General features: G+C 68.8%; 18 protein-coding genes. 14 read left to right on the top strand and 4 right to left on the bottom strand.

Annotated elements, in window-relative coordinates:
* The first annotated feature begins 23 nt into the window (after positions 1-23).
* The 7 genes from FZ033_RS05325 (at position 24) to FZ033_RS05295 (ending at position 9,636) form a co-directional block, all read left to right on the top strand.
* Entirely contained in the window at positions 24-1,148 is a 1,125-nt protein-coding gene (locus FZ033_RS05325) for an efflux RND transporter periplasmic adaptor subunit (RefSeq protein ID WP_149575125.1), read from the top strand.
* A complete protein-coding gene (locus tag FZ033_RS05320; protein ID WP_149575124.1) occupies positions 1,145-4,240 on the top strand; it encodes an efflux RND transporter permease subunit in 3,096 nt (1,031 codons plus the stop codon). The genes FZ033_RS05325 and FZ033_RS05320 overlap by 4 nt, the downstream gene beginning before the upstream one ends.
* 199 nt (positions 4,241-4,439) lie before the next feature.
* Entirely contained in the window at positions 4,440-5,465 is a 1,026-nt protein-coding gene (locus FZ033_RS05315; RefSeq protein ID WP_149575123.1) for a patatin-like phospholipase family protein, read from the top strand.
* A gap of 3 nt (positions 5,466-5,468) precedes the next feature.
* Complete coding sequence (locus FZ033_RS05310) at positions 5,469-6,932, top strand: GntP family permease (RefSeq protein WP_149575122.1); 1,464 nt, start codon at positions 5,469-5,471, stop codon at positions 6,930-6,932.
* Positions 6,933-7,098: 166 nt separating this feature from the next.
* Positions 7,099-8,307 (top strand): sodium/glutamate symporter, encoded by a 1,209-nt coding sequence (gene gltS / locus FZ033_RS05305; RefSeq protein WP_149575121.1) that lies wholly within the window; start codon positions 7,099-7,101, stop codon positions 8,305-8,307.
* A 394-nt stretch (positions 8,308-8,701) separates the two neighbouring features.
* Positions 8,702-9,184: a flavodoxin FldA gene (gene fldA / locus FZ033_RS05300; protein ID WP_149575120.1), complete on the top strand. Its 483-nt coding sequence runs from the start codon at positions 8,702-8,704 to the stop codon at positions 9,182-9,184.
* Positions 9,163-9,636 carry a DUF2023 family protein gene (locus FZ033_RS05295; protein ID WP_232847338.1) on the top strand — a complete coding sequence of 158 codons (474 nt, stop codon included), beginning with the start codon at positions 9,163-9,165 and terminating at the stop codon, positions 9,634-9,636. The genes fldA and FZ033_RS05295 overlap by 22 nt, the downstream gene beginning before the upstream one ends.
* Positions 9,637-9,643: 7 nt before the next feature.
* On the opposite strand, the gene FZ033_RS05290 is transcribed toward FZ033_RS05295, so the two are convergent.
* Positions 9,644-10,009, bottom strand: coding sequence for a hypothetical protein (locus FZ033_RS05290; protein WP_149575119.1), 366 nt, complete (start codon positions 10,007-10,009; stop codon positions 9,644-9,646).
* 260 nt (positions 10,010-10,269) lie between these two features.
* Here FZ033_RS05290 and FZ033_RS05285 point away from each other — a divergent pair, with 260 nt between their 5' ends.
* The 3 genes from FZ033_RS05285 to FZ033_RS05275 all read left to right on the top strand — a co-directional run bounded on the left by FZ033_RS05285 (position 10,270) and on the right by FZ033_RS05275 (position 13,235).
* On the top strand, positions 10,270-11,019 hold the full coding sequence (locus tag FZ033_RS05285) for a transaldolase family protein (RefSeq protein ID WP_149575118.1): 750 nt from the start codon (positions 10,270-10,272) through the stop codon (positions 11,017-11,019).
* A gap of 147 nt (positions 11,020-11,166) precedes the next feature.
* The gene (locus FZ033_RS05280; RefSeq protein ID WP_149575117.1) at positions 11,167-12,474 is read left to right on the top strand and encodes a Ppx/GppA phosphatase family protein; all 1,308 of its coding nucleotides are present in this window, start codon (positions 11,167-11,169) and stop codon (positions 12,472-12,474) included.
* Positions 12,471-13,235: an RlmE family RNA methyltransferase gene (locus FZ033_RS05275; protein ID WP_149575116.1), complete on the top strand. Its 765-nt coding sequence runs from the start codon at positions 12,471-12,473 to the stop codon at positions 13,233-13,235. The genes FZ033_RS05280 and FZ033_RS05275 overlap by 4 nt, the downstream gene beginning before the upstream one ends.
* Here the strand turns inward: FZ033_RS05275 and FZ033_RS05270 are convergent.
* The gene (locus tag FZ033_RS05270; RefSeq protein ID WP_188079318.1) at positions 13,229-14,668 is read right to left on the bottom strand and encodes an MFS transporter; all 1,440 of its coding nucleotides are present in this window, start codon (positions 14,666-14,668) and stop codon (positions 13,229-13,231) included. The two genes, FZ033_RS05275 and FZ033_RS05270, sit on opposite strands and share 7 nt — an antisense overlap.
* Before the next feature lie 179 nt (positions 14,669-14,847).
* Between FZ033_RS05270 and FZ033_RS05265 the strand changes: the two genes are divergently transcribed.
* Positions 14,848-15,099 carry a hypothetical protein gene (locus FZ033_RS05265; RefSeq protein WP_149575115.1) on the top strand — a complete coding sequence of 84 codons (252 nt, stop codon included), beginning with the start codon at positions 14,848-14,850 and terminating at the stop codon, positions 15,097-15,099.
* Between the two features lie 69 nt (positions 15,100-15,168).
* Here the strand turns inward: FZ033_RS05265 and FZ033_RS05260 are convergent, their stop codons facing one another.
* Positions 15,169-16,179 (bottom strand): NAD(P)H-quinone oxidoreductase, encoded by a 1,011-nt coding sequence (locus tag FZ033_RS05260; RefSeq protein WP_149575114.1) that lies wholly within the window; start codon positions 16,177-16,179, stop codon positions 15,169-15,171.
* A gap of 244 nt (positions 16,180-16,423) precedes the next feature.
* Between FZ033_RS05260 and FZ033_RS05255 the strand changes: the two genes are divergently transcribed.
* Both FZ033_RS05255 and FZ033_RS05250 read left to right on the top strand, forming a co-directional pair.
* Complete coding sequence (locus tag FZ033_RS05255; RefSeq protein WP_149575113.1) at positions 16,424-16,612, top strand: DUF1192 domain-containing protein; 189 nt, start codon at positions 16,424-16,426, stop codon at positions 16,610-16,612.
* A 304-nt stretch (positions 16,613-16,916) separates the two neighbouring features.
* Positions 16,917-17,330, top strand: a complete 414-nt coding sequence (locus tag FZ033_RS05250) for a hypothetical protein (RefSeq protein WP_149575112.1) — start codon at positions 16,917-16,919, stop codon at positions 17,328-17,330.
* A gap of 109 nt (positions 17,331-17,439) precedes the next feature.
* Here the strand turns inward: FZ033_RS05250 and rpmE are convergent, their stop codons facing one another.
* Complete coding sequence (rpmE, locus tag FZ033_RS05245; protein ID WP_012112862.1) at positions 17,440-17,664, bottom strand: 50S ribosomal protein L31; 225 nt, start codon at positions 17,662-17,664, stop codon at positions 17,440-17,442.
* Between the two features lie 156 nt (positions 17,665-17,820).
* Between rpmE and FZ033_RS05240 the strand changes: the two genes are divergently transcribed.
* A complete protein-coding gene (locus FZ033_RS05240) occupies positions 17,821-19,605 on the top strand; it encodes an ABC transporter transmembrane domain-containing protein (protein ID WP_188079317.1) in 1,785 nt (594 codons plus the stop codon).
* The last annotated feature ends 36 nt before the right edge of the window (positions 19,606-19,641 follow it).

Genomic DNA, 19,641 nt, shown 5'->3' with positions numbered 1-19,641 from the left:
AGTGCGCTAAGAGGAGTTGTCCCGTGGCCGACGTGATTCATCGCGCGCCCGACGCCGTCGTTTCCGCAGTCCTTCGGCTGGGAGCATCGGCGGTCCTCCTCGGAAGCGCCCTGCTGCTGGCGGGATGCGGCGAGGCGCCCGAGGCGAAGGTGCCCGAGCCGCGCCCGGTGCGGACCGTTCTCGCCACCAGCCGCGCGGCCAGCGATGCCGTGACCCTCACCGGCCAGGTGGAGGCGCAGAACGAGGCCACCTATGGCTTCCGCATCGGCGGGCGCATCATCGAGCGCCTCGTGAATGTGGGCGACCAGGTCAAGCCGGGGCAGGTGCTGGCGCGGCTCGATCCGCAGGACGAGCAGAACGCCCTGCGCTCGGCCCAGGCGGCGCTTTCGGCGGCCAACGCCAACCTCAGCCAGACCCGCAACCAGTACGAGCGCCAGCGCCAGCTGCTGGCCCGTGGCTTCACCCCCCGCGCCCAGTATGAGCAGGCCGAGCAGGCTTTCCTCAACGCCCGCTCCCAGGTGGAGGACACCGAGGCCCGCCTGCGGATGGCCGAGGATCGCCTCGGCTTCACCGATCTGAAGGCGGATTCCGCCGGCGTCGTCACCCAGCGGCGGGCCGAGCCCGGCGAGGTGGTGCAGGCCGGCCAGCCGGTGGTCGAGGTGGCGCGCCGCGACGGCCGCGACGCCGTGTTCGAGGTGCCGGCCGCCCTGCTCACCTCCCTGCCGGGCGATCCCGAGGTGGAGGTGACCCTTTCGGGCGATCCCGCCGTCAGGGCCATCGGCCGGGTGCGCGAGGTGGCGCCCCAGGCGGATCCGGTGACCCGCACCTTCCGCGTGCGCGTCGGCCTCATCGATCCGCCGGAGGGGCTGCGGCTCGGCACCACGGTCATCGGCCGGGTGGTGGTGGACAGCGGCCCGGTGATCGAGATCCCGGCCAGCGCGCTCACCCGCTTCAATGACAAGCCGGCGGTGTGGGTGGTGGACCCGAAGGCGCAGACCGTCTCCCTACGCAACGTGGAGGTGCTGCGCTTCAGCCCCGCCACCGTGAGTGTGGCCGAGGGGCTCAAGCCCTCCGAGATCGTGGTGACGGCGGGCGTGCAGGCGCTCCACCCGGGGCAGAAGGTGCGCCTTCTGGGGACGCAGCTGTGAGCGGCGGCTTCAATCTCTCCGCCTGGGCGCTGAGGCACCGCTCGGTCATCATCTATCTCATGGCCATCTCGGTGGTGGCCGGCATCATGGCCTTCAAGAACCTTGGCCGGGCGGAAGATCCGACCTTCGTCATCAAGACCATGGTGGTGCAGGCCAACTGGCCCGGCGCCACCCTGGACGAGACCTTCCGGCAGGTGAGCGAGCGGCTGGAGCGCAAGCTCCAGGAAGTGCCCAAGCTCGACTATCTGGAGAGCTTCACCAAGCCCGGCACCACCACCATCTTCGTCCACCTGAAGGGCTCGGCCACGGCGGCCGAGGTGCCGGACATCTGGTACCATGTGCGCAAGAGCGTGGGCGATATCCGCCACACCCTGCCGCAGGGCATCGTGGGGCCGTTCTTCAACGACGAGTTCGGCGACACCTTCGGCATCATCTACGGCTTCACCGCCGACGGCTTCTCCCATCGCGAGCTGCGCGATTATGTGGAGGACGTGCGCTCCGAGCTGCTGCACGTGCCGGATGTCTCGAAGATCGAGATCCTCGGCGCGCAGGACGAGCGCATCTTCATCGAGTTCTCCATGCGTGAGCTCGCCAGCCTCGGCATCGACCGCGCGGCGGTGCTGTCGGCGCTTCAGAGCCAGAACATCGTGCGCCCCTCGGGCGAGATCCAGACCGGGGCGGAGAACATCTCCATCCGCGTGTCCGGCGCCTTCACCTCGGAGGCGGACGTTGCCAACGTGAACTTCGTGGTGAACGGCCGGCTCATCCGCCTCGCCGACATCGCCACCATCCGGCGCGGCTATGCCGATCCGCCCCAGCCCATGTTCCGGGTCAACGGCAAGCCGGCCATCGGCCTCGCCATCGCCATGCGCGACGGCGGCGACATCCTCGCCATGGGCAAGTCCATCGACAAGACTATGAACGGCCTCATCGCCAACCTGCCCGTGGGCATCGAGGCGCATCTGGTGGCGGACCAGGCGGTGACGGTGAACAGCGCCATCGCCGAGTTCATGGAAAGCCTGTGGCAGGCGGTGGCCATCATCCTCGTGGTGTCGTTCATCGCGCTGGGGGTGCGGGCCGGTGCCATCGTGGCGCTCGCCATCCCGCTGACGCTGGCCATCGTGTTCGCGCTGATGCAGCTGGTGCACATCGACATGCAGCGCATCTCGTTGGGCGCGCTCATCATCGCGCTGGCGCTCATGGTGGACGACGCCATGACCACCACCGACGCCACACTGACTCGTCTCGCCGCCGGCGACGACAAGGTGACGGCGGCGGCCTACGCCTTCAAGGCCTATGCGGCGGCCATGCTGGCGGGAACGCTGGTGACGGTGGCGGGCTTCGTGCCGGTGGGCTTCGCGGCCTCGTCGGCAGGCGAATACACCTTCACCCTGTTCGCCGTGGTGGCCATCGCGCTGCTGGTGTCGTGGATCGTGGCGGTGCTGTTCGCCCCGCTGATGCAGGTGCTGATCCTGAAGGCCCCGGCCAAGGACAAGATCCCCGATCCGAACGCCCCACCCACGGGCGTCATGGGGCTCTACCGCTCCTTCCTCATTTTCTGCCTGCGGCTGCGCTGGGCCACCATCGCCGTCACCCTCGGCCTGTTCGCGCTGTCGGTGCTGGCGCTGCCGCTCATTCCCTCGCAGTTCTTCCCCTCGTCGGACCGGCCCGAGCTGCTGGTGGACCTCGCCTCGCCGCAGAACGCGTCCATCTACCAGAGCGAGAAGGTGGCGCAGGCGTTCGACGCGGTGCTGGCCAAGGACCCGGACGTGGCCCGCTGGTCCACCTATGTGGGCCGTGGCGCCATCCGCTTCTACCTGCCCCTCGACGTGCAGCTGCCCAATGACTTCTTCGCCCAGACCGTGATCGTGGCCAAGGACGTGGCCGGGCGCGATCGCCTGCGGGCCAAGCTGGAGAAGGTGCTGGCGGAGGACTTCCCCCAGCTGGTCGCCCGCGTCTCGCCGCTGGAGCTGGGTCCGCCCGTGGGCTGGCCGGTGCAGTATCGCGTCTCGGGGCCGGACATCGAGAAGGTGCGCGCCATCGCCTTCGACCTTGCCGCCGTGATGGCCTCCAACCCGAAAATCGAGACGGTCAACTACAACTGGATCGAGCCGGCCCGGCAGGTGCGCATCAAGGTGGACCAGGACGAGGCGCGCCTGCTCGGCCTGTCCACGGCCCAGCTCGCCGGCGTGCTGAACACCGTGCTGTCGGGACAGGCGGTGACGCAGGTGCGCGACGACATCTATCTCGTCAACGTGGTGGCCCGCGCCACCGACGAGGAGCGGGTCTCGCTGGCCACCCTCGGCACCCTCCAGGTGCCGCTGCCCAGCGGGCGGACCGTGCCGCTGAGCCAGATCGCCACCTTCGACTACACCCAGGACTATCCCGCCATCTGGCGCCGCGACCGGGTGCCCACCCTGACGGTGCAGGCGGACGTGCGGCGCGGCATCCTGCCGGAAGGCGTGGTGACGCAGCTCGATCCCAAGATCGACGCCCTGCGCAAGACCCTGCCGCCGGGCTACGCCATCACCGTGGGCGGCACCGTGGAAGAGAGCGCGGCCTCGCTCGCCTCGGTGGTGGCGGTGGTGCCGGTGATGCTGCTGCTCATGTTCACGGTGCTCATGTTCGAGCTGAAGAGCTTCCAGCGCCTCGTCATCGTGCTGTCGGTGGCGCCGCTCGGCCTCATCGGCGTGGTGGCGGCGCTCTTGGCCTCGGGGCGTCCTTTGGGCTTCGTGGCTATCCTCGGCGTGCTGGCGCTGATCGGCATGATCACCAAGAACGCGGTCATCCTCATCGGCCAGATCGAGGCCGACCGGGCGGCGGGCAAGACTGTGTGGGATGCGGTGGTGCACGCCTCCTCCAGCCGCTTCCGGCCCATCATGCTCACCGCCGTGTCCACGGTGCTGGGCATGATCCCCATCGCGCCCACCGTGTTCTGGGGACCCATGGCCTTCGCCATCATGGGCGGCCTGCTGGTGGGCACGCTGCTCACCCTCATCTTCCTGCCGGCGCTCTACGTGGCCTGGTTCGGCCCTGATACGGGCCCTGAGCCGGTGGCCGCGCCCAAGGCGGAGCGGACGCAGGCGGCCTGAGGCGACAGGGGCCCCGTTCGGGGCCGCAATCAACCGGGGCCGGGTCGCAAGGCCGGGCCCCCAAGACAAGAAGGTGCGTTGCCGTCCTGGCGTCCTTCCGCCCGGTCGGCACCTGCTCCATGACCTCGGGGAGGGCACGACCGGGTGCCGCAATAAGCGGCGACGACGGCGACGCAGCGCGTTCACAGAGGTGTCGAAGATGGAACGGGAACCGGTACTTGTTGATTTCGCGCTTCAGGGCGGTGGCTCCCACGGCGCCTTCACCTGGGGGGTCCTCGACCGCCTGCTGGAGGAAACCTGGCTCGACATCGAGGGCGTGTCCGGCACCTCCGCCGGCGCCATGAATGCGGCGGTGCTCGCGGACGGCTATGCCGCCGGCGGCCGGCAGGGCGCGCAGCAGGCGCTGGAAAGCTACTGGCGCCACGTGTCCGAGGCGGCGCGCTTCAGCCCGTTCAAGCGCTCGCCCCTCGACAAGATGTTCGGCCGCTGGTCGCTCGACAGCGCGCCGGGCTTCCTGTTCATGGACATCATGACCCGCATGTTCTCGCCCTATCAGTACAATCCCATGGGCGGGAACGCGCTGGCGCCGATCCTGGCCAAGGAGATCAACTTCGAGCGCCTGCGCGCTTCGCCCATCAAGGTGTTCATCACCGCCACCAATGTGCGCACCGGGCGCCCGCGGGTGTTCCGCAACGCCGACATCACCCCCGAAGTGCTGATGGCCTCGGCCTGCCTGCCCACCCTGTTCCAGGCGGTGGAGATCGACGGCGAGGCCTATTGGGACGGCGGCTATTCGGGCAATCCCACCCTGGCGCCGCTGGTGAGCGAGCTGACGTCGGACGACACCATCCTCGTCCCCATCAACCCGCTGGAACGTCCGGGCACGCCCAAGACGCCGTCGGAGATCCTCAACCGCCTCAATGAAGTGTCCTTCAATTCGGTGGCGGTGAAGGAGCTGTACATGATGGCGATGCTGCAGCGGCACGCCAGCGAGCTTTCGGGCGACACGGAAGCCTGCAACTGGGCGCGCATGCGCGTGCACATCGTGCGGAACCCGATCATGGCGGAGCTGGGCTTCTCCTCCAAGCTCAATGCCGAGTGGGACTTCCTGACCATGCTCAAGGAGGAGGGGCGCAAGGCGGCTCAGATCTTCCTCGACGACCATGGCCACGACATCGGCAAGGCGTCCACCGTCCGCTTCGAAGAACTGCTGCAGGAGCTGTGACGCATGGGTCTCATCGGCATCCTGGTCGGCCTTGCCGTCCTCATCTTCCTGGCCTTCCGGGGCTCCAGCATCCTCATCCTCGCGCCCATCGCCGGGCTGATCGCGGCCGCCTTCTCCGGCGAGCCGCTGCTGGCGAGCTGGACCCAGACCTTCATGCGCAACGCGGCGGACTTCGTCGCGCAGTTCTTCCCCCTGTTCCTGCTCGGGGCCTTGTTCGGCAAGCTGATGGAGGATTCCGGCTCGGTCACCTCCATCGCCAACACCATGACGCAGAAGCTGGGGTCGCAGCGGGCCATCCTCGCCGTGGTGCTGGCGGGCGCCATCGTCACCTATGGCGGCGTCAGCCTGTTCGTGGCCTTCTTCGTGCTCGCGCCCATGGGCGTCGCTTTGTTCCGCTCGTCCGGCGTGCCGCGGCGGCTGATGCCGGCGGCCATCGCGCTCGGCACCTCCACCTTCACCATGTCGGCCATGCCCGGCACGCCCTCCATCCAGAACGCCATCCCCATGCCGTTCTTCGGCACCACGCCGTTCGCGGCGCCGGGCCTCGGCATCATCGCCTCGGTGGTCATGCTGGGCTTCGGCATGTGGTGGCTGAAGCTGCGGGAGAACGCGGCGCGGGCCAAGGGCGAGGGCTTTGGCGCGCTGATCGCGGCACCCGACGAATCCGCCGAGCTTGCCGCCGACGACCCGCTGGTGCGCGAGCGGGCCACCACGGCCGGCGCTTTCGATCCCTCCGAGATCCATTCGAGCAACGAGGCCACCCGGCAGCCGCCCATCCTGCTGGCGGCCCTGCCGATCATCGTGGTGATCGTGGTCAATTTGCTGATGTCCTTCGCCATCCTGCCGCGCATGGACACCGCCTTCCTCGCCACAGACCAGTGGGGCAACAGCAGCCTCTCGGCGGTGGGCGGGGTGTGGTCGGTGATCGTGGCATTGACGGCCGCCATCATCACGGTGATCGCCATCAACTTCCGCAGCGTGCCGGAGCTGCGCGCCACCATGACGGCGGGCGCCAACGCGTCGGTGTTGCCCATCCTTTCGGTGGCGAGCCTCGTCGGCTTCGGCGCCATCGTCGCCTCGCTGCCGGCCTTCATGGAGGTGCGCAACTGGGTGCTGTCGATCCAGGGCGGGCCGCTGGTGTCGCTGGCGGTGGCCACCAACATCCTCGCGGCGCTCACCGGCTCGGCCTCCGGCGGCCTCACCATCGCCCTTGATGCGCTCGGCCCCACCTACATGAAGCTCGCCGCCGAGATCGGCATGGACCCGGCGCTGATGCACCGCGTCGCCGTCATCGGCTCCGGCACCCTCGACAGCCTGCCCCACAACGGCGCGGTGGTGACGCTGCTGTCCGTGTGCGGGGTGACCCACAAGGAAGGCTATCTCGACATCGTCATGGCGGCGGTGGTGGGCGCGCTCATCGCCCTCGTGGTGGTGATCGGGCTTGGCACCCTGGTCGGCAGCTTCTGAGGCGACGGTGCGGCTGCTGGCCAAGGGCAGCGGTGCCGTTCTCACCAGCGCTCCATCTGGGGCGGAAGGCTTTGTGTCTTCCGCCCGGCGCGGCTAGAGCATACCGGCGGCCGGTGGGCCGCCGTGCAATGAAACCATCACACCAGCCGGAACTGCGGGGGAAGACATGCCAGCCACCTTCGAGGTCTCGGGCTTTCTCACCTTCACCCTCGCCATCGTGGTGTATTTCATCGGCGCCGGCCTCAACGGCGTGATCGCGCCGCTGCGCCGCTGGAACATCCCCGAGGCGGTGACCGGCGGCCTGCTCGCGGCGGTGGCGACGCTGGTGTGCTATCGCGTGCTCGGCCTTGCCATCTCGTTTGATCTCGCCGCGCGTGACATGCTGCTGCTGTATTTCTTCACCGGCATCGGCCTCAATGCGCGGCTGTCCGATCTCGCCCTGGGCGGGCGGCCGCTGCTCATCCTGCTGCTTCTGACCGTGGTCTATCTGGGGCTGCAGAATGTGGTGGCCATCGGCGGGGCCAAGGCGCTGGGGCTGCCGGACGGCATCGCGCCGCTGCTCGGCTCGGTGTCGCTCATCGGCGGGCACGGCACCACCATCGCCTGGGCGCCGCTGATCTCCGAGCGCTTCGGCCTGCCCAATGCCCTGGAAGTGGGCATCGCCAGCGCCACCCTGGGCCTCGTCATCGCCAGCCTGGTGGGCGGGCCGGTGGCGGGCATCCTCATCAACCGGTTCAAGCTGCGCAGCGACGAGATCCTGGCCCCCATGGTGGGCCTGCCCGATGACGATGTGGGCCCGGACGCCGGCAAGGTGACTTACGTCAGCATCCTGCGCGCCCTGCTGGTGCTGAACGTGGTGATCCTCACCGCCTATTCGCTGGAAGGGCTGGTGGAGAAGACCGGCATCAAGCTGCCCCTGTTCGTGGTGTGCCTGCTGGTGGCCATCGTCCTCACCAACACGCTGCCCCACGCCATGCCGCGCATGGCGTGGCCGGCGCGCACCCCGGCGCTGGCGCTGATCTCCGACCTGTCGCTGAAGATCTTCCTCGCCATGTCGCTCATGAGCATGCAGCTGTGGACGCTGGGGGGCCTCGGGCCCGCGCTGGCCGTGGTGCTCGGCCTGCAGACGCTGGTGGCGGTGCTCTACATCCTGTTCGTGGTGTTCCCGGCCATGGGGCGCGACTACCAGGCGGCGGTGCTGTCGGCGGGATTTACCGGCATCAGCCTGGGGGCGACGCCCACCGCCATCGCCAACATGACGGCGGTGACGCGCACCCACGGGCCGGCGCCCATCGCCTTCATCATCCTGCCGCTGGTGTCGGCCTTCTTCATCGACATCGCCAACGCCCTCGCCATCGGCTTCATGCTGCGCTGAGGGCGGGCCCCGGCCGACGTACGAGCGCCGGGCGCCCCGGGCGGATCGCTGGGCGAAACCGGCCCGACGCCAGAGCCATTTACATTCGTGAAGGTGGGGAGCGCCGTTGCGGCGCGCCATGGCGCAGTCATGCGCAGGGGCCAAGGTCCCGCGAGGCAGCCTGTACCTCATTCACATCAGAACAGATCGAAACTGAATATCGATTTGTAATAATTCTCGATCTCTCGTTTGCAATACAGCATATGGGTACGATGAATTTTGTTGTTATTCAATCCGTGAATATCCCGTATTGTTGAGCTAAATTCGTGTGGCTAGCATTTGTTTGCAAGTTGGGATGCCTGCGTTGGTGGGCATTCCGTTCTAGATTTGAATCACTCCATAAAGAGACTGGTCCATGATTGTCACGGTGATCTTCGGCTCCGATGGCGGAGCCACGAAAGGGGTCGCGTCCAAGATTTCAAAGAAATGCCAGGGCCGTTCGGTGGACATCAAGACCGCGACCAAGGCCGATTTCGAGAATAGCGATCTCCTCATCCTCGGCTCGCCCACCTATGGCGACGGAACATTGCAGACCGACTGGGAAGAGAACATCGACAAGCTGCGCGCCGCCAACCTGAAGGGCAGGAAAGTGGCGCTGTTCGGCACCGGGGACCAGGAGAGCTATCCCACCTCCTTCGTCGATGCCATCGGCATCCTCTACGACGAGGTGACGGACCTCGGCGCGGTGGTGGTCGGGTTCACCGAGACCGCCGGCTACGACTATGTGGGCTCCACCGCCGAGCGGGACGGCCAGTTCGTCGGCCTCGCCCTCGACCTCGACACGCAATCCGGCCTGACGGACAAGCGGGTGACGGCATGGCTCAGCAAGCTGCTCTAGGCCCCGGCATGGACGCGCCGGAGGATGCGTCCCTCGCGGAGGAGGCCCTGTGGCCTCCGTCCCCGGCTGCCGCCGTTGCGGAGGGGTGCGCGGCGCCGGTGATGCGGCTGTTCCAGCACCATGTCTATGAATATGGGCGGGGCGTGCGCGCCCTGTTCCTCATGACCCTGTGCCGCGCCGAGTTGCCGCTGGTGCTGGCGCGGCTCGGGCGCCACGGCATCGACCATTTCGTGCAGGAGGTGAGCCCGGTGAAGGTGAACCTCTTCTTCGGCCGTCCGGCCTTCGTGGCGGTGGCGCGGGCGGTGGTCACGCGGCCGCTCAACACGCTGACGGCGGAAGAGGATTTCATGCTCGGCACCCTGCTCGGCTACGACAAGGAGCAGCAGTGCCGGCGCTACCTCTGCCGGTCTGGGCGCGGCCAGCCGGAGGTGGTTGCCCTCGCGGCGGAATAGTGCGGGCTCAGCGTGCGCCTTCGCCCTCGGCGTAGCGGGTGGCCAGCGGCAGGGAAGCGGTGGCGAGGAAGGAGCGGTAGCGGCGCCGTGCATCCATGGCGGTGCCGTTGTCGGCGATGGCGGCTTCCTGCAGTTCCGCGAGCGCCCAGGGGGTCGGCTCCACCGGGATGGCGACGATCTCGGGCGCGGCGCGCGAGGTGATCTCGATCACGTCGTGGGGGGTGAGGGCCTGGAGGGCGTGGGTCGCAAGCTGGCGCTGGTAGGCGCGCCGCTCGGGCGAAAGCTCGTCCCACGGCTCCAGCAGGGGATAGCGCTGCCGGGAGAAGGCGTGCATCGCGCGCGCCATGCGCTCCACCATGTCGGTTGCCACCATCCCCGCCTCTCAACGCCTGACAAATTGAAGCCCGGGACCCCGGATGGAAGGCAGCATGCCAGACGCCCCTTTCCCGGAAGTTGCCAGGCGGGCCGACCTTCCGACATGGTCAATGGAAGGTTAATGCCGATGGCCGGCGGGGCGGCGCCTGCGTCATCGCGCTGCCGCACGGGCGGGCGATTATCCGCCCGCCTTGCATTGCGGCGGCGTCGGCCGCTGCACTAGGATGCGGGCCGAAACGGGATCAAGGGAGTAAAAGCATGTCCGTGAAGCTCAGCGACCTGAAGGTGAAGCTGTTCACCGACGGGGCCGACAAGGCGCAGATCGTGGAAATGGCCAAGCAGCCCCACATCGCCGGCTTCACCACCAATCCGTCCCTGCTGCGCAAGGCCGGCGTCACCGATTACGAGGCCTATGCCCGCGATCTCGTGGCAGCCGTGCCGGACCGGCACATCTCGTTCGAGGTGTTCTCCGACGACATCCCGGAAATCCGCGCCCAGGCCCGCGTCATCGCCACCTGGGGCGAGCATGTGCACGTCAAGCTCCCGGTCACCACCACCCGCGGCGAGACGCTCTACGACCTGGTGCGGGACCTGGTGAACGACGGCGTGAAGGTGAACCTCACCGCCATCTTCGACGTGCCGCAGGTGGAAGAGGGCGTGAAGGCGCTGGCCGGCGGCGCCCCCTCCATCATCTCGGTGTTCGCCGGTCGCCTCGCCGACCTCGGCATCGACTACAAGCCCGCCATCTCGCGGGCGGTGGCGCTGGCCAACGCGACCAACAACGTGGAGGTCATCTGGGCCTCCACCCGCGAGGTGTGGAACGTGATCGAGGCGGACGAACTGGGCTGCCACATCATCACCGCCCCCGCCGACGTGCTGAAGAAGCTGCCGGCGCTGGGCTCGCGCACCGCCGCCGAACTGTCCCTCGACGCGGTGAAGGCGTTCCGCGCCGATGCGCTGGCCGCCGGCCTCACCCTGGACCTGAAGGGCCGCGCCGCCGCCGAGTGACCTTTTCCGGGGCACTGCCTTCGTTGGAGGCAGGCCCCGGCATTGCACACATCGCGCGCGCTGTTACACTGGCCGCAAGGCGCAGCCGGTCGCTGACCCAGCGGCAGGCCTGAGCGCATGTTTCCGCCTTGCGGCGAGGGGATGGACATGAGGGACGAGACGCACGGACCCGCGGCGGGTCCGGGGCAGTCTTGCCGCGAACGTGCCGTTACGGAAAGCGTAACGGATGCACGCCGCGGGACGACGGGGCCTGCTATTGCGGGCACAGAGCCGGCTGCCGGCCTTGATTCCCCCGACCATTCTCCCTCCCCAGACAAGGTTCCCTCCTCCTCCCAGACCTCCCCCTGCGCACCCCCGACGCGGCCGGCCCCGGCAAATCCGGTTGCCGCCAATCCCGCGTCGGCCAGCGGGTATCCCGCGCCGTCCTACCCGTCCGGCAATTCCAGCGCGGTCTATGCCGCCATCGATCTTGGCACCAACAATTGCCGCCTGCTGGTGGCGCGCCCCACGGCGCGCAGCTTCCGGGTGGTGGATGCGTTTTCGCGCATCGTCCGCCTCGGCGAGGGGCTGACCGCCTCCGGCCGCCTGTGCGACGAGGCCATGACCCGGGCGGTGGCGGCGCTGGAGATCTGCGCCGCGAAGATGGACCTGCGCGGCGTCACCCGCGCCCGCATCGTCGCCACCGAGGCCTGCCGCGCCGCCGACAACGGCGAGGAGTTCTGCGCGCGGGTGGAAGAGCGCACCGGCCTCCAGCTGGAAGTGGTGGACCGCCGTACCGAGGCGGGGCTCGCCGCCACCGGCTGCGCGCCGCTGGTGGATCCCACCTGCGACGGTGCCGTGCTGTTCGACATCGGCGGCGGCTCCACCGAGGTGGTGTGGCTGGGCCGGCGCTCGGCGGGGGATGACGGGCCGCCGCGTGCCCGCATCCGCTCCTGGGTGTCGCTGCCGGTGGGCGTGGTCTCCCTGTCCGAGCGGCATGGGGGTGTCCGCGTCTCGCCCGATGTGTTCCATGCCATGGTCAACGAGGTCTGCGGCATGCTGGATGGCGTGCGCCAGAGCTGGGGCGTGCGCGCCCCCGGCCGGCTGCACCTGCTCGGCACCTCCGGCACCGTGACCACCGTGGCCGGCATCCATCTCGGCCTCGACCGCTACGATCGCACCCGTGTGGACGGCGCGTGGCTCGGCGCCAGCCACATCGAGGAGGTGGTGGAGCGCCTCATGTGCATGTCCTTCGAGGAGCGGGTGGCCAATCCCTGCATCGGTGCCCAGCGGGCCGACCTGGTGCTGGCCGGCTGCGCCATCATGGAGGCGGTGCGCCGGGTTTTCCCCGCCGATCGCCTGCGGGTGGCGGACCGGGGCTTGCGCGAGGGCATGCTGGTGCAGTTGATGCGGGCTGATGGCGCCTGGCGGTGCAACCGCCCCGCCGGCACCCCCTCCGGAGACGCACGCGCGTGACCACCCCACCCCGCGGGCCGGACGGCCGGCCTTTGAAAGTGCGCGTGAAAAAATCGCGCGGCCGCACCACCTCCTCCCAGAAATGGCTGCAGCGCCAGCTCAACGACCCTTACGTCGCCCGCGCCAAGCGCGAGGGCTGGCGCTCGCGCGCCGCGTTCAAGCTCATCGAGATGGACGAAAAGGCCCGGCTGCTGAAGCGCGGCATGCGCATCGTGGACCTGGGCGCCGCCCCCGGCGGCTGGAGCCAGGTGGCGGCCAAGAAGATCGGCCTTGAGGAAGGCCTCGGCAAGATCGTCGCCATCGACCTCCTGGAGATCGAGCCCATCCCCGGCGTCGAATTCGCCCAGATGGATTTTCTGACCCCCGATGCGCCGGAACGCTTGATCGCCATGCTGGGCGGACAGGCCGACCTCGTCATGTCCGACATGGCGGCCAACGCCACTGGCCACAAGAAGACCGACCATCTGCGCATCGTCGGGCTGGTGGAGCTTGCCGTGGAATTCGCCCGCCAGGTGTTGGCGCCGGGCGGGACCTTCCTCGCCAAGGTGATCCAGGGCGGCATGGAAGCGACCCTTCTGTCCGACCTGAAGCGCGATTTCGCTCTAGTGAAGCATATTAAGCCGGCAGCCAGCCGGGCCGATTCGGCCGAATTGTATGTGCTCGCCACCGGCTTCCGGGGCGAGGCGGACCGGGCCGAGATGGATGACGCCGAGACGGATGACGCGGACTCGCCCGAGGCGCAGGCGCCGCGGGATCAGTGATCGGGACTGACCTCGCTGCGCGGGTCGGCGAGGTCCGGCTTGCGGCCGGTGAGTTCCGCACCGGCATTCCGGGGCAGGCCGACGAAATAGGCGAGGCTCGCAAGGCTCACCACCGCCACCACCAGGAAGGCGACGGCGAAGTCGCCTTGGGTCACCGCCATCTCGCCCCGGTCGGCGCGCAGGGTCTCCAGCACGAAGCCGGCCAGCGCCACGCCGCAGGACAGTGACACCTGCTGCGCCACGCTGGCGAAGGAGGTGGCCCGGCTCATCTCCTGCGGCTCCACTTCCGCGTAGCTCAACGCATTGAGCGCGGTGAACTGGAGCGAGCGCAGGAAGCCGCCCACCAGCAGCACCATCACGATGATCCAATGGGGCGTGAGCGGCGTGAAGGCCGCGTTCACCGCGATGAAGCCGGCCGAAAGCACGGCATTGGCGAGCAGCACCCGCTTGTAGCCGAGCCGCCGCAGCAAAGGCGCGGCGGTGAATTTCATGATGAGGGCCCCCGCCGAGGCGGCGAAGGTGAGCATGCCTGAGGCGAAGGGCGACAGGCCGAACGACAGCTGCAGCATCAGCGGCAGCAGGAAGGGCAGGGCGCCAATGCCCACCCGGAACAGCGAGCCGCCCACCACGCCGGCGCGGAAGGACGAATGCCGCAGCAGGTTCAGGTCGAGCACCGCGTGGGGCGTGACCCGCGCGTGGCGCACATAGAGCCACAGGGCGCCGGCGCCGATGGCGGCGACCGTGAGGGCGGCCCACACCGGCACCAGCTCCTGCCCCAGCACGGCAAAGCCGAAGACCAGGCCGGCGAGCCCGATACCGGACAGGACAAGGCCTTTCAGGTCCAGCGGCGGTACGTCCTCCTCGCGCACGTTCTCGATGAAGCGGGTGGCGAGGAACACGCCCAGCACCCCGATGGGCACGTTGATGAAGAAGATCAGCCGCCAGTCGAAATAGGTGGTGATGAAGCCGCCCAGCGGCGGGCCGAACACCGGCCCCAGCAGGGCGGGAATGGTGAGCCAGGCCAGCGCCGACACCAGCTCCGTCTTCGGCACCGACCGCAGGATGACGAGCCGCCCCACCGGCACCATCATGGCCCCGCCCATGCCCTGGACGATGCGGTAGAGCACGAAATCGGTGAGCGAGGTGGAGAGCCCGCACAGGATCGAGCCGATGGTGAAGATGACGATGGCGGAGCGGAACACGGTGCGCGCGCCATAACGGTCCGCCGCCCATCCGCTGGCCGGAATGAAGACGGCGAGCGAGAGCAGATAGGAGGTGAGCGCCAGCTTGAGCGCCACCGGGTCTTCCTTCAGGGAGGCGGCGATGGCGGGCAGGGAGGTGGCGATGACGGTCGCGTCCACCTGCTCCATGAAGAGGGCGCAGGCGACGATGAGGGGAATGAGAACCTGCGGCGGCAGCGCGTGGCGCGGCATGAGTATTTCCGTCGGGTCGCGCCTCGGGGCCGGGCGGCACGTCGCACCCGGCGTTCCGAATAGGGGCTTCGCCGGCCGCGATCAACCACCTCCGGGGCCGGCCGGGTCACGATGCCTTGCGGGCGCGCCGAGCCGCACCATATGGATGCCGAGGCCTTTAAGGAGGGCCTGACGCGACCATGATCTACATTCTCGCCGCTCTGCTTCCGCCGCTCGGCCTGCTGGTGAACGGACAGCCGATTTCGGCCCTCATCAATCTGATCATGATCGTGCCGTGCATCCTGCTCGGCCTGATCTTCCCGCTTTTGTTCCTGGTGCCTTCGGCCCACGCGGTCATCGCCGTGCACATGAAGCGCACGGATCGCCGCCAGCGCCAGGTGATCGAGGCCATCCAGCGCAGCGGCGTCCCGCCCGCCGATTGGCGGCCCTGAGGGGCGCAACGGTGTCCCCTCCGGCTCAGCCGGAGGGCGACGCGCGTGCCCTGCGAGGGCGGCTTCCCTTCAGTCCACCGTGAGGACGATCTTGCCCACATGGGCGCTTGCATCCATGCGGGCATGGGCTGCGGCCGCGTTGGCCAGCGGGAAGGTCTCGTCCATCACCGGGCGGTACTTGCCGGCCGCGATCAGCGGAAACACCTTCTCCACGATGGCGGCGGCCAGCGCCGCCTTCTCCGCCACCGGGCGCGAGCGCAGGGTGGAGCCGGTGTGGGTGAGGCGCTTCAGCATGAGGCGCATGAAGTCCACCTCGGCCTTGGCACCCTGCTGGAAGGCGATCTGCACAATGCGGCCGTCCTGCGCGGCGGCCTCGTAATTCTTCTGGATGTAGGGGCCACCGATCATGTCCAGGATCACGTTGGCGCCCTTGCCGGCGGTGAAGCTCTTCACCTCAGCGACGAAATCCTGGGTGCGGTAGTTCACCGCCAGGTCCGCGCCCAGCGTCACACAGGCGGTGCACTTCTCGTCCGATCCCGCAGTCACCACCACCCGCGCGCCGAAGGCCTTGGCGAGCTGGATGGCGGTGGTGCCGATGCCGCTGGACCCGCCGTGCAGCAGCAGGGTCTCGCCCGCCTTCAGCTGGCCGCGCTCGAAGATGTTGCTCCATACGGTGAAGGCGGTTTCCGGCAGGGCCGCCGCCTCGGCGGCGCTCAGGCCCTCGGGGATGGGCAGGGCGGTGGCCTCGTGGGTGGTGCAATATTGCGCATAGCCGCCGCCGGTGACGAGGGCGCACACCCGGTCGCCCACCTTGAAGCGGCTCGCCCCTTCGCCGAGGGCCACCACCGTGCCGGCGATCTCCAGGCCCGGAATGTCCGAGGCGCCGGGGGGCGGCGGATAGAGGCCCTTGCGCTGCATTACGTCTGGGCGGTTGATGCCGGCGGCCTCCACCTTCACCAGCAGTTCGCCGGGGGCGGGAGCGGGCACCGGGCGGGTGCCGGGCACCAGCACCTCCGGCCCGCCGGGCGCGGAGATGAGTATGGCGGTCATGGTTTCAGGCAAAGAGGCAGCGGACGACATGAACGGCTCCGGAAGGACTTGCGGCGCGGCGCCTGAGGCGCAGTGTCTTGAGGCGACGGCGCGAGAGTGGAAACCGGCCGGCCCGACTCAATCCGGCCGGTGAAATCCGCCGTTCGTCAAAGAGTTGGCAGCTCTTGCGAGCACCCCTTTTTAACCGAAGCGGGGACGGGCAAAATAGGAGAGGGCGGTTCGGACCTGAAGTCCGCACCGCCACGCGAGGCGACAATAAGGAGGGGCGCGCAAGATGCCAATGGATGACGAAGCTTTGCCCCCGCCGCGCGCGCCGCTGATTGCGGCGGACATCTCGCGCTTGTCGGTGGACGAGATCGAGCAGCGCATCGCCGACCTCAAGTCGGAGATCGCGCGCCTGGAGACGGCGCTCAGCGCCAAGCTTGCCTCCCGCGCCGCGGCCGATGCCGCGTTCAAATTGTAGGGACGCTGACCGGAGGGGGCAGGGTTTTTAGCGGCGACGCGTTAAGGCGGTCTTAATCCCTGCCTGCCAAACTCCACTTGTCCGCAGCGTTCCTCCCTACACCTGACCGGACATGTGAGCGAGTACCTGGACCAAGTACCTGGACCGAGTACCTGGCAACTCTCCCTGTCAGACTTCGGAGCCGCCGCAAGGCGGCTCTTCTTTGCGTGGGGTGCCCGATATCCCCAGCGCTTTTGGTGTTCGGCCCCTTTACGGGCGCATCCCCATTCCGCTTGATGCACGCCCTTGTGTGAGGAGCGCTGGCGTGCGGGATCGGGACGGGGCGGCATCTGCCGCCAGCTTCAGCGGCGGTATGGAGACGCTGGCCTCCGCACAGGAGCGCCTGTCCTCGACCCCGCTCGACCCATCTGCCGCTGACGCCCTGCGCCGCCTCGTCCTGGATGCGTCTTCAGCGCTGCTGATGCTCGACATGCTGGGCGACGGCGACATGGCGCCCGAGGCCTTCGGTCGCGAAACCGCGCGGCTTCATCTGGCCCTGCCGCCCGGGCTCGTCGAACGGCTGCCGGCGGCGGCCCGGATCGGGGCGCTGGAACTCGCGACGCTCTGCAGCACGCTCACCGCGCGCCTTCAGTCAGCTGCGGCCGTGACGACTGCCGGTGCATCGCGCCACGCAAAAAACCGCGACGGCGGCACGACCGCCCGCGGCTTCAGCTGGTGATGCGCTTAAGCTGAACGGCGAAGGGCTTCCCCCACGCCAGAAGGGCGAAGCCGCAACGTCAGGCCCTGCGACGCAGATACGCAGGGCCGGATGCCGCGGCCGGTGCCGATCAGCCCTTGAGCAGGGCGCCGAACTTGCTCTTGAAGCGGGAAACGCGGCCACCGCGGTCCATCAGCTGCTGGGTGCCGCCGGTCCACGCGGGATGGGTGCGCGGGTCGATGTCGAGCTGAAGGGTGTCACCCTCCTTGCCGTAGGTCGACCGGGTCGTGTACTCGGAACCGTCCGTCATCACCACCTTGATGAAGTGGTAATCGGGGTGGATGTCGCTCTTCATTGGTTCAATCCTTTATCGCCACGCCGACGCCCTCCCGGGACCGGCAGCGTCAATTTCGGTTCCTGACGGAAGTGGCGGGTCTATAACCGAGTGCATGCTTTGACACAAGCCGACACCTCAACTGCCCCCAAAAACGACGCGGCCAACACCGCGTCCGTGAATGACGTGTCCGAAGGCGAAGCCTCCCGGCGCCGCAAGGCCAATCTGAAGCCGCTCCGGGGCCTTGCTCCCTACCTGTCGCGCTATCGCGGCCGGGTGGCGGCGGCGCTGGTCGCCATCCTGGTGGCGGCGTTGGCGACGCTGGCGCTGCCGCTGGCGGTGCGGCGCATGATCGATTTCGGCTTCGCCGCCGACCATGCCGCCCTGGTGGATCGCTATTTCGCGGTGCTGGTGGCGGTCGCGGCGGTGCTCGCCGCCGCCTCCGCCGCCCGCTATTACCTCGTGACCACGCTCGGCGAGCGAGTGGTGTCGGACCTGCGCACGGCGGTCTTCGCCCGTCTGGTGACGCTGGACGGCGCCTTCTACGACACCGCCCGGTCCGGTGAGCTCACCTCCCGCCTCACGGCGGATACCACGCAGCTGAAATCGGCGGTGGGCGCCTCCGCCTCCACCGCCCTGCGCAACCTCGTGCTGTGCGTCGGCGGCATTGCCATGATGGTGGTGACCAGCCCGCGCCTGTCGGCCCTCGTGCTGGTGGCCATCCCCGTCATCGTGCTGCCGCTGGTGGCCTCCGGCCGTAAGGTGCGCCGGCGCACCCGCCATGCCCAGGACACGCTGGCCGATGCCTCGGCCTATGCCGCCGAGGCGCTCAATGGCATGCGGGCGCTGCAATCCTCCAGCGCGGAAGGCGCCGCGCGGGCGCGCTTCGACGGGGCGGTGGAAGAGGCCTTCACCGCCGCGCAGGATGCGACGCGGGCGCGGGCCTGGCTCACCGGCGTCGCCATCTTCCTCATCACCGCCAGCATCGTCGCGGTGCTGTGGGCGGGCGCCCAGTCGGTGCTCGGAGGCACCATGAGCTCGGGGGCGCTCAGCCAGTTCGTGCTCTATGCGGTGTTGGCCGCTGCCTCGCTGGGCAATCTGTCCGAGACCTGGGGCGAGGTCTCCGCCGCCGCCGGCGCCGCCGAGCGCATCGGCGAACTGCTGCGGGTGGAGCCCCAGGTGCGCACCCCGGCCCGCCCGGTGGCGCTGCCCGCGCGCCTGTCCGGCGCGATCCGGTTCGACGAGGTGTCCTTCGCCTATCCCACGCGGGCTGACGACAACGCCCTGCATGCCGTCTCCTTCACCGTGCGGCCCGGCGAGCGGGTGGCGCTGGTGGGGCCGTCCGGAGCAGGCAAGAGCACGGTGTTCCAGCTGCTGGAGCGTTTCTACGATCCGCAGGCGGGTCGCATCCTGCTGGACGAGATCGACATCGGCACTGCCGATCCGGTGGACGTGCGCCGGCAGATCGCGCTGGTGCCGCAGGAGGTTGCCATCTTCGCCGACACCGTGCGCGCCAACATCCGCCTGGGCCGGCCCGACGCCACCGATGCCGAGGTGGAGGCCGCTGGCCAGGCCGCTGCGGTGGACGAGTTCGTGGCGCGCCTGCCGCAAGGCTGGGACACCCTGGTGGGCGAACGGGGGGTGACGCTCTCCGGCGGCCAGCGCCAGCGCATCGTCATCGCCCGCGCCATCCTGCGCGCCGCCCCCATCCTCTTGCTCGACGAGGCGACAAGCGCGCTGGACGCGGAAAGCGAGACTCTGGTGCAGACCGCGCTGGAGCGCTCCATGGAGGGGCGCACCACCTTGGTCATCGCCCACCGGCTTGCCACCGTGCTGGAAGCCGACCGCATCCTCGTGATGGAGGCCGGCCGCGTGGTGGACGAGGGCACACACGCCGAGCTGGTGGCCAAGGGCGGCCTCTACGCCCGCCTCGCCCAGCTCCAGTTCAACGCGGCGGCTTGATTCCAACGGCCGTTGAGCTTGGCTCAATGGCCGTTG

Origin of the sequence: Xanthobacter oligotrophicus, from assembly GCF_008364685.1 — a bacterium.
GTDB lineage: Bacteria > Pseudomonadota > Alphaproteobacteria > Rhizobiales > Xanthobacteraceae > Xanthobacter > Xanthobacter oligotrophicus.
The sequence above is the reverse complement of the archived record's forward strand: the minus strand, read 5'-3'. Positions and strand labels throughout refer to the sequence as shown.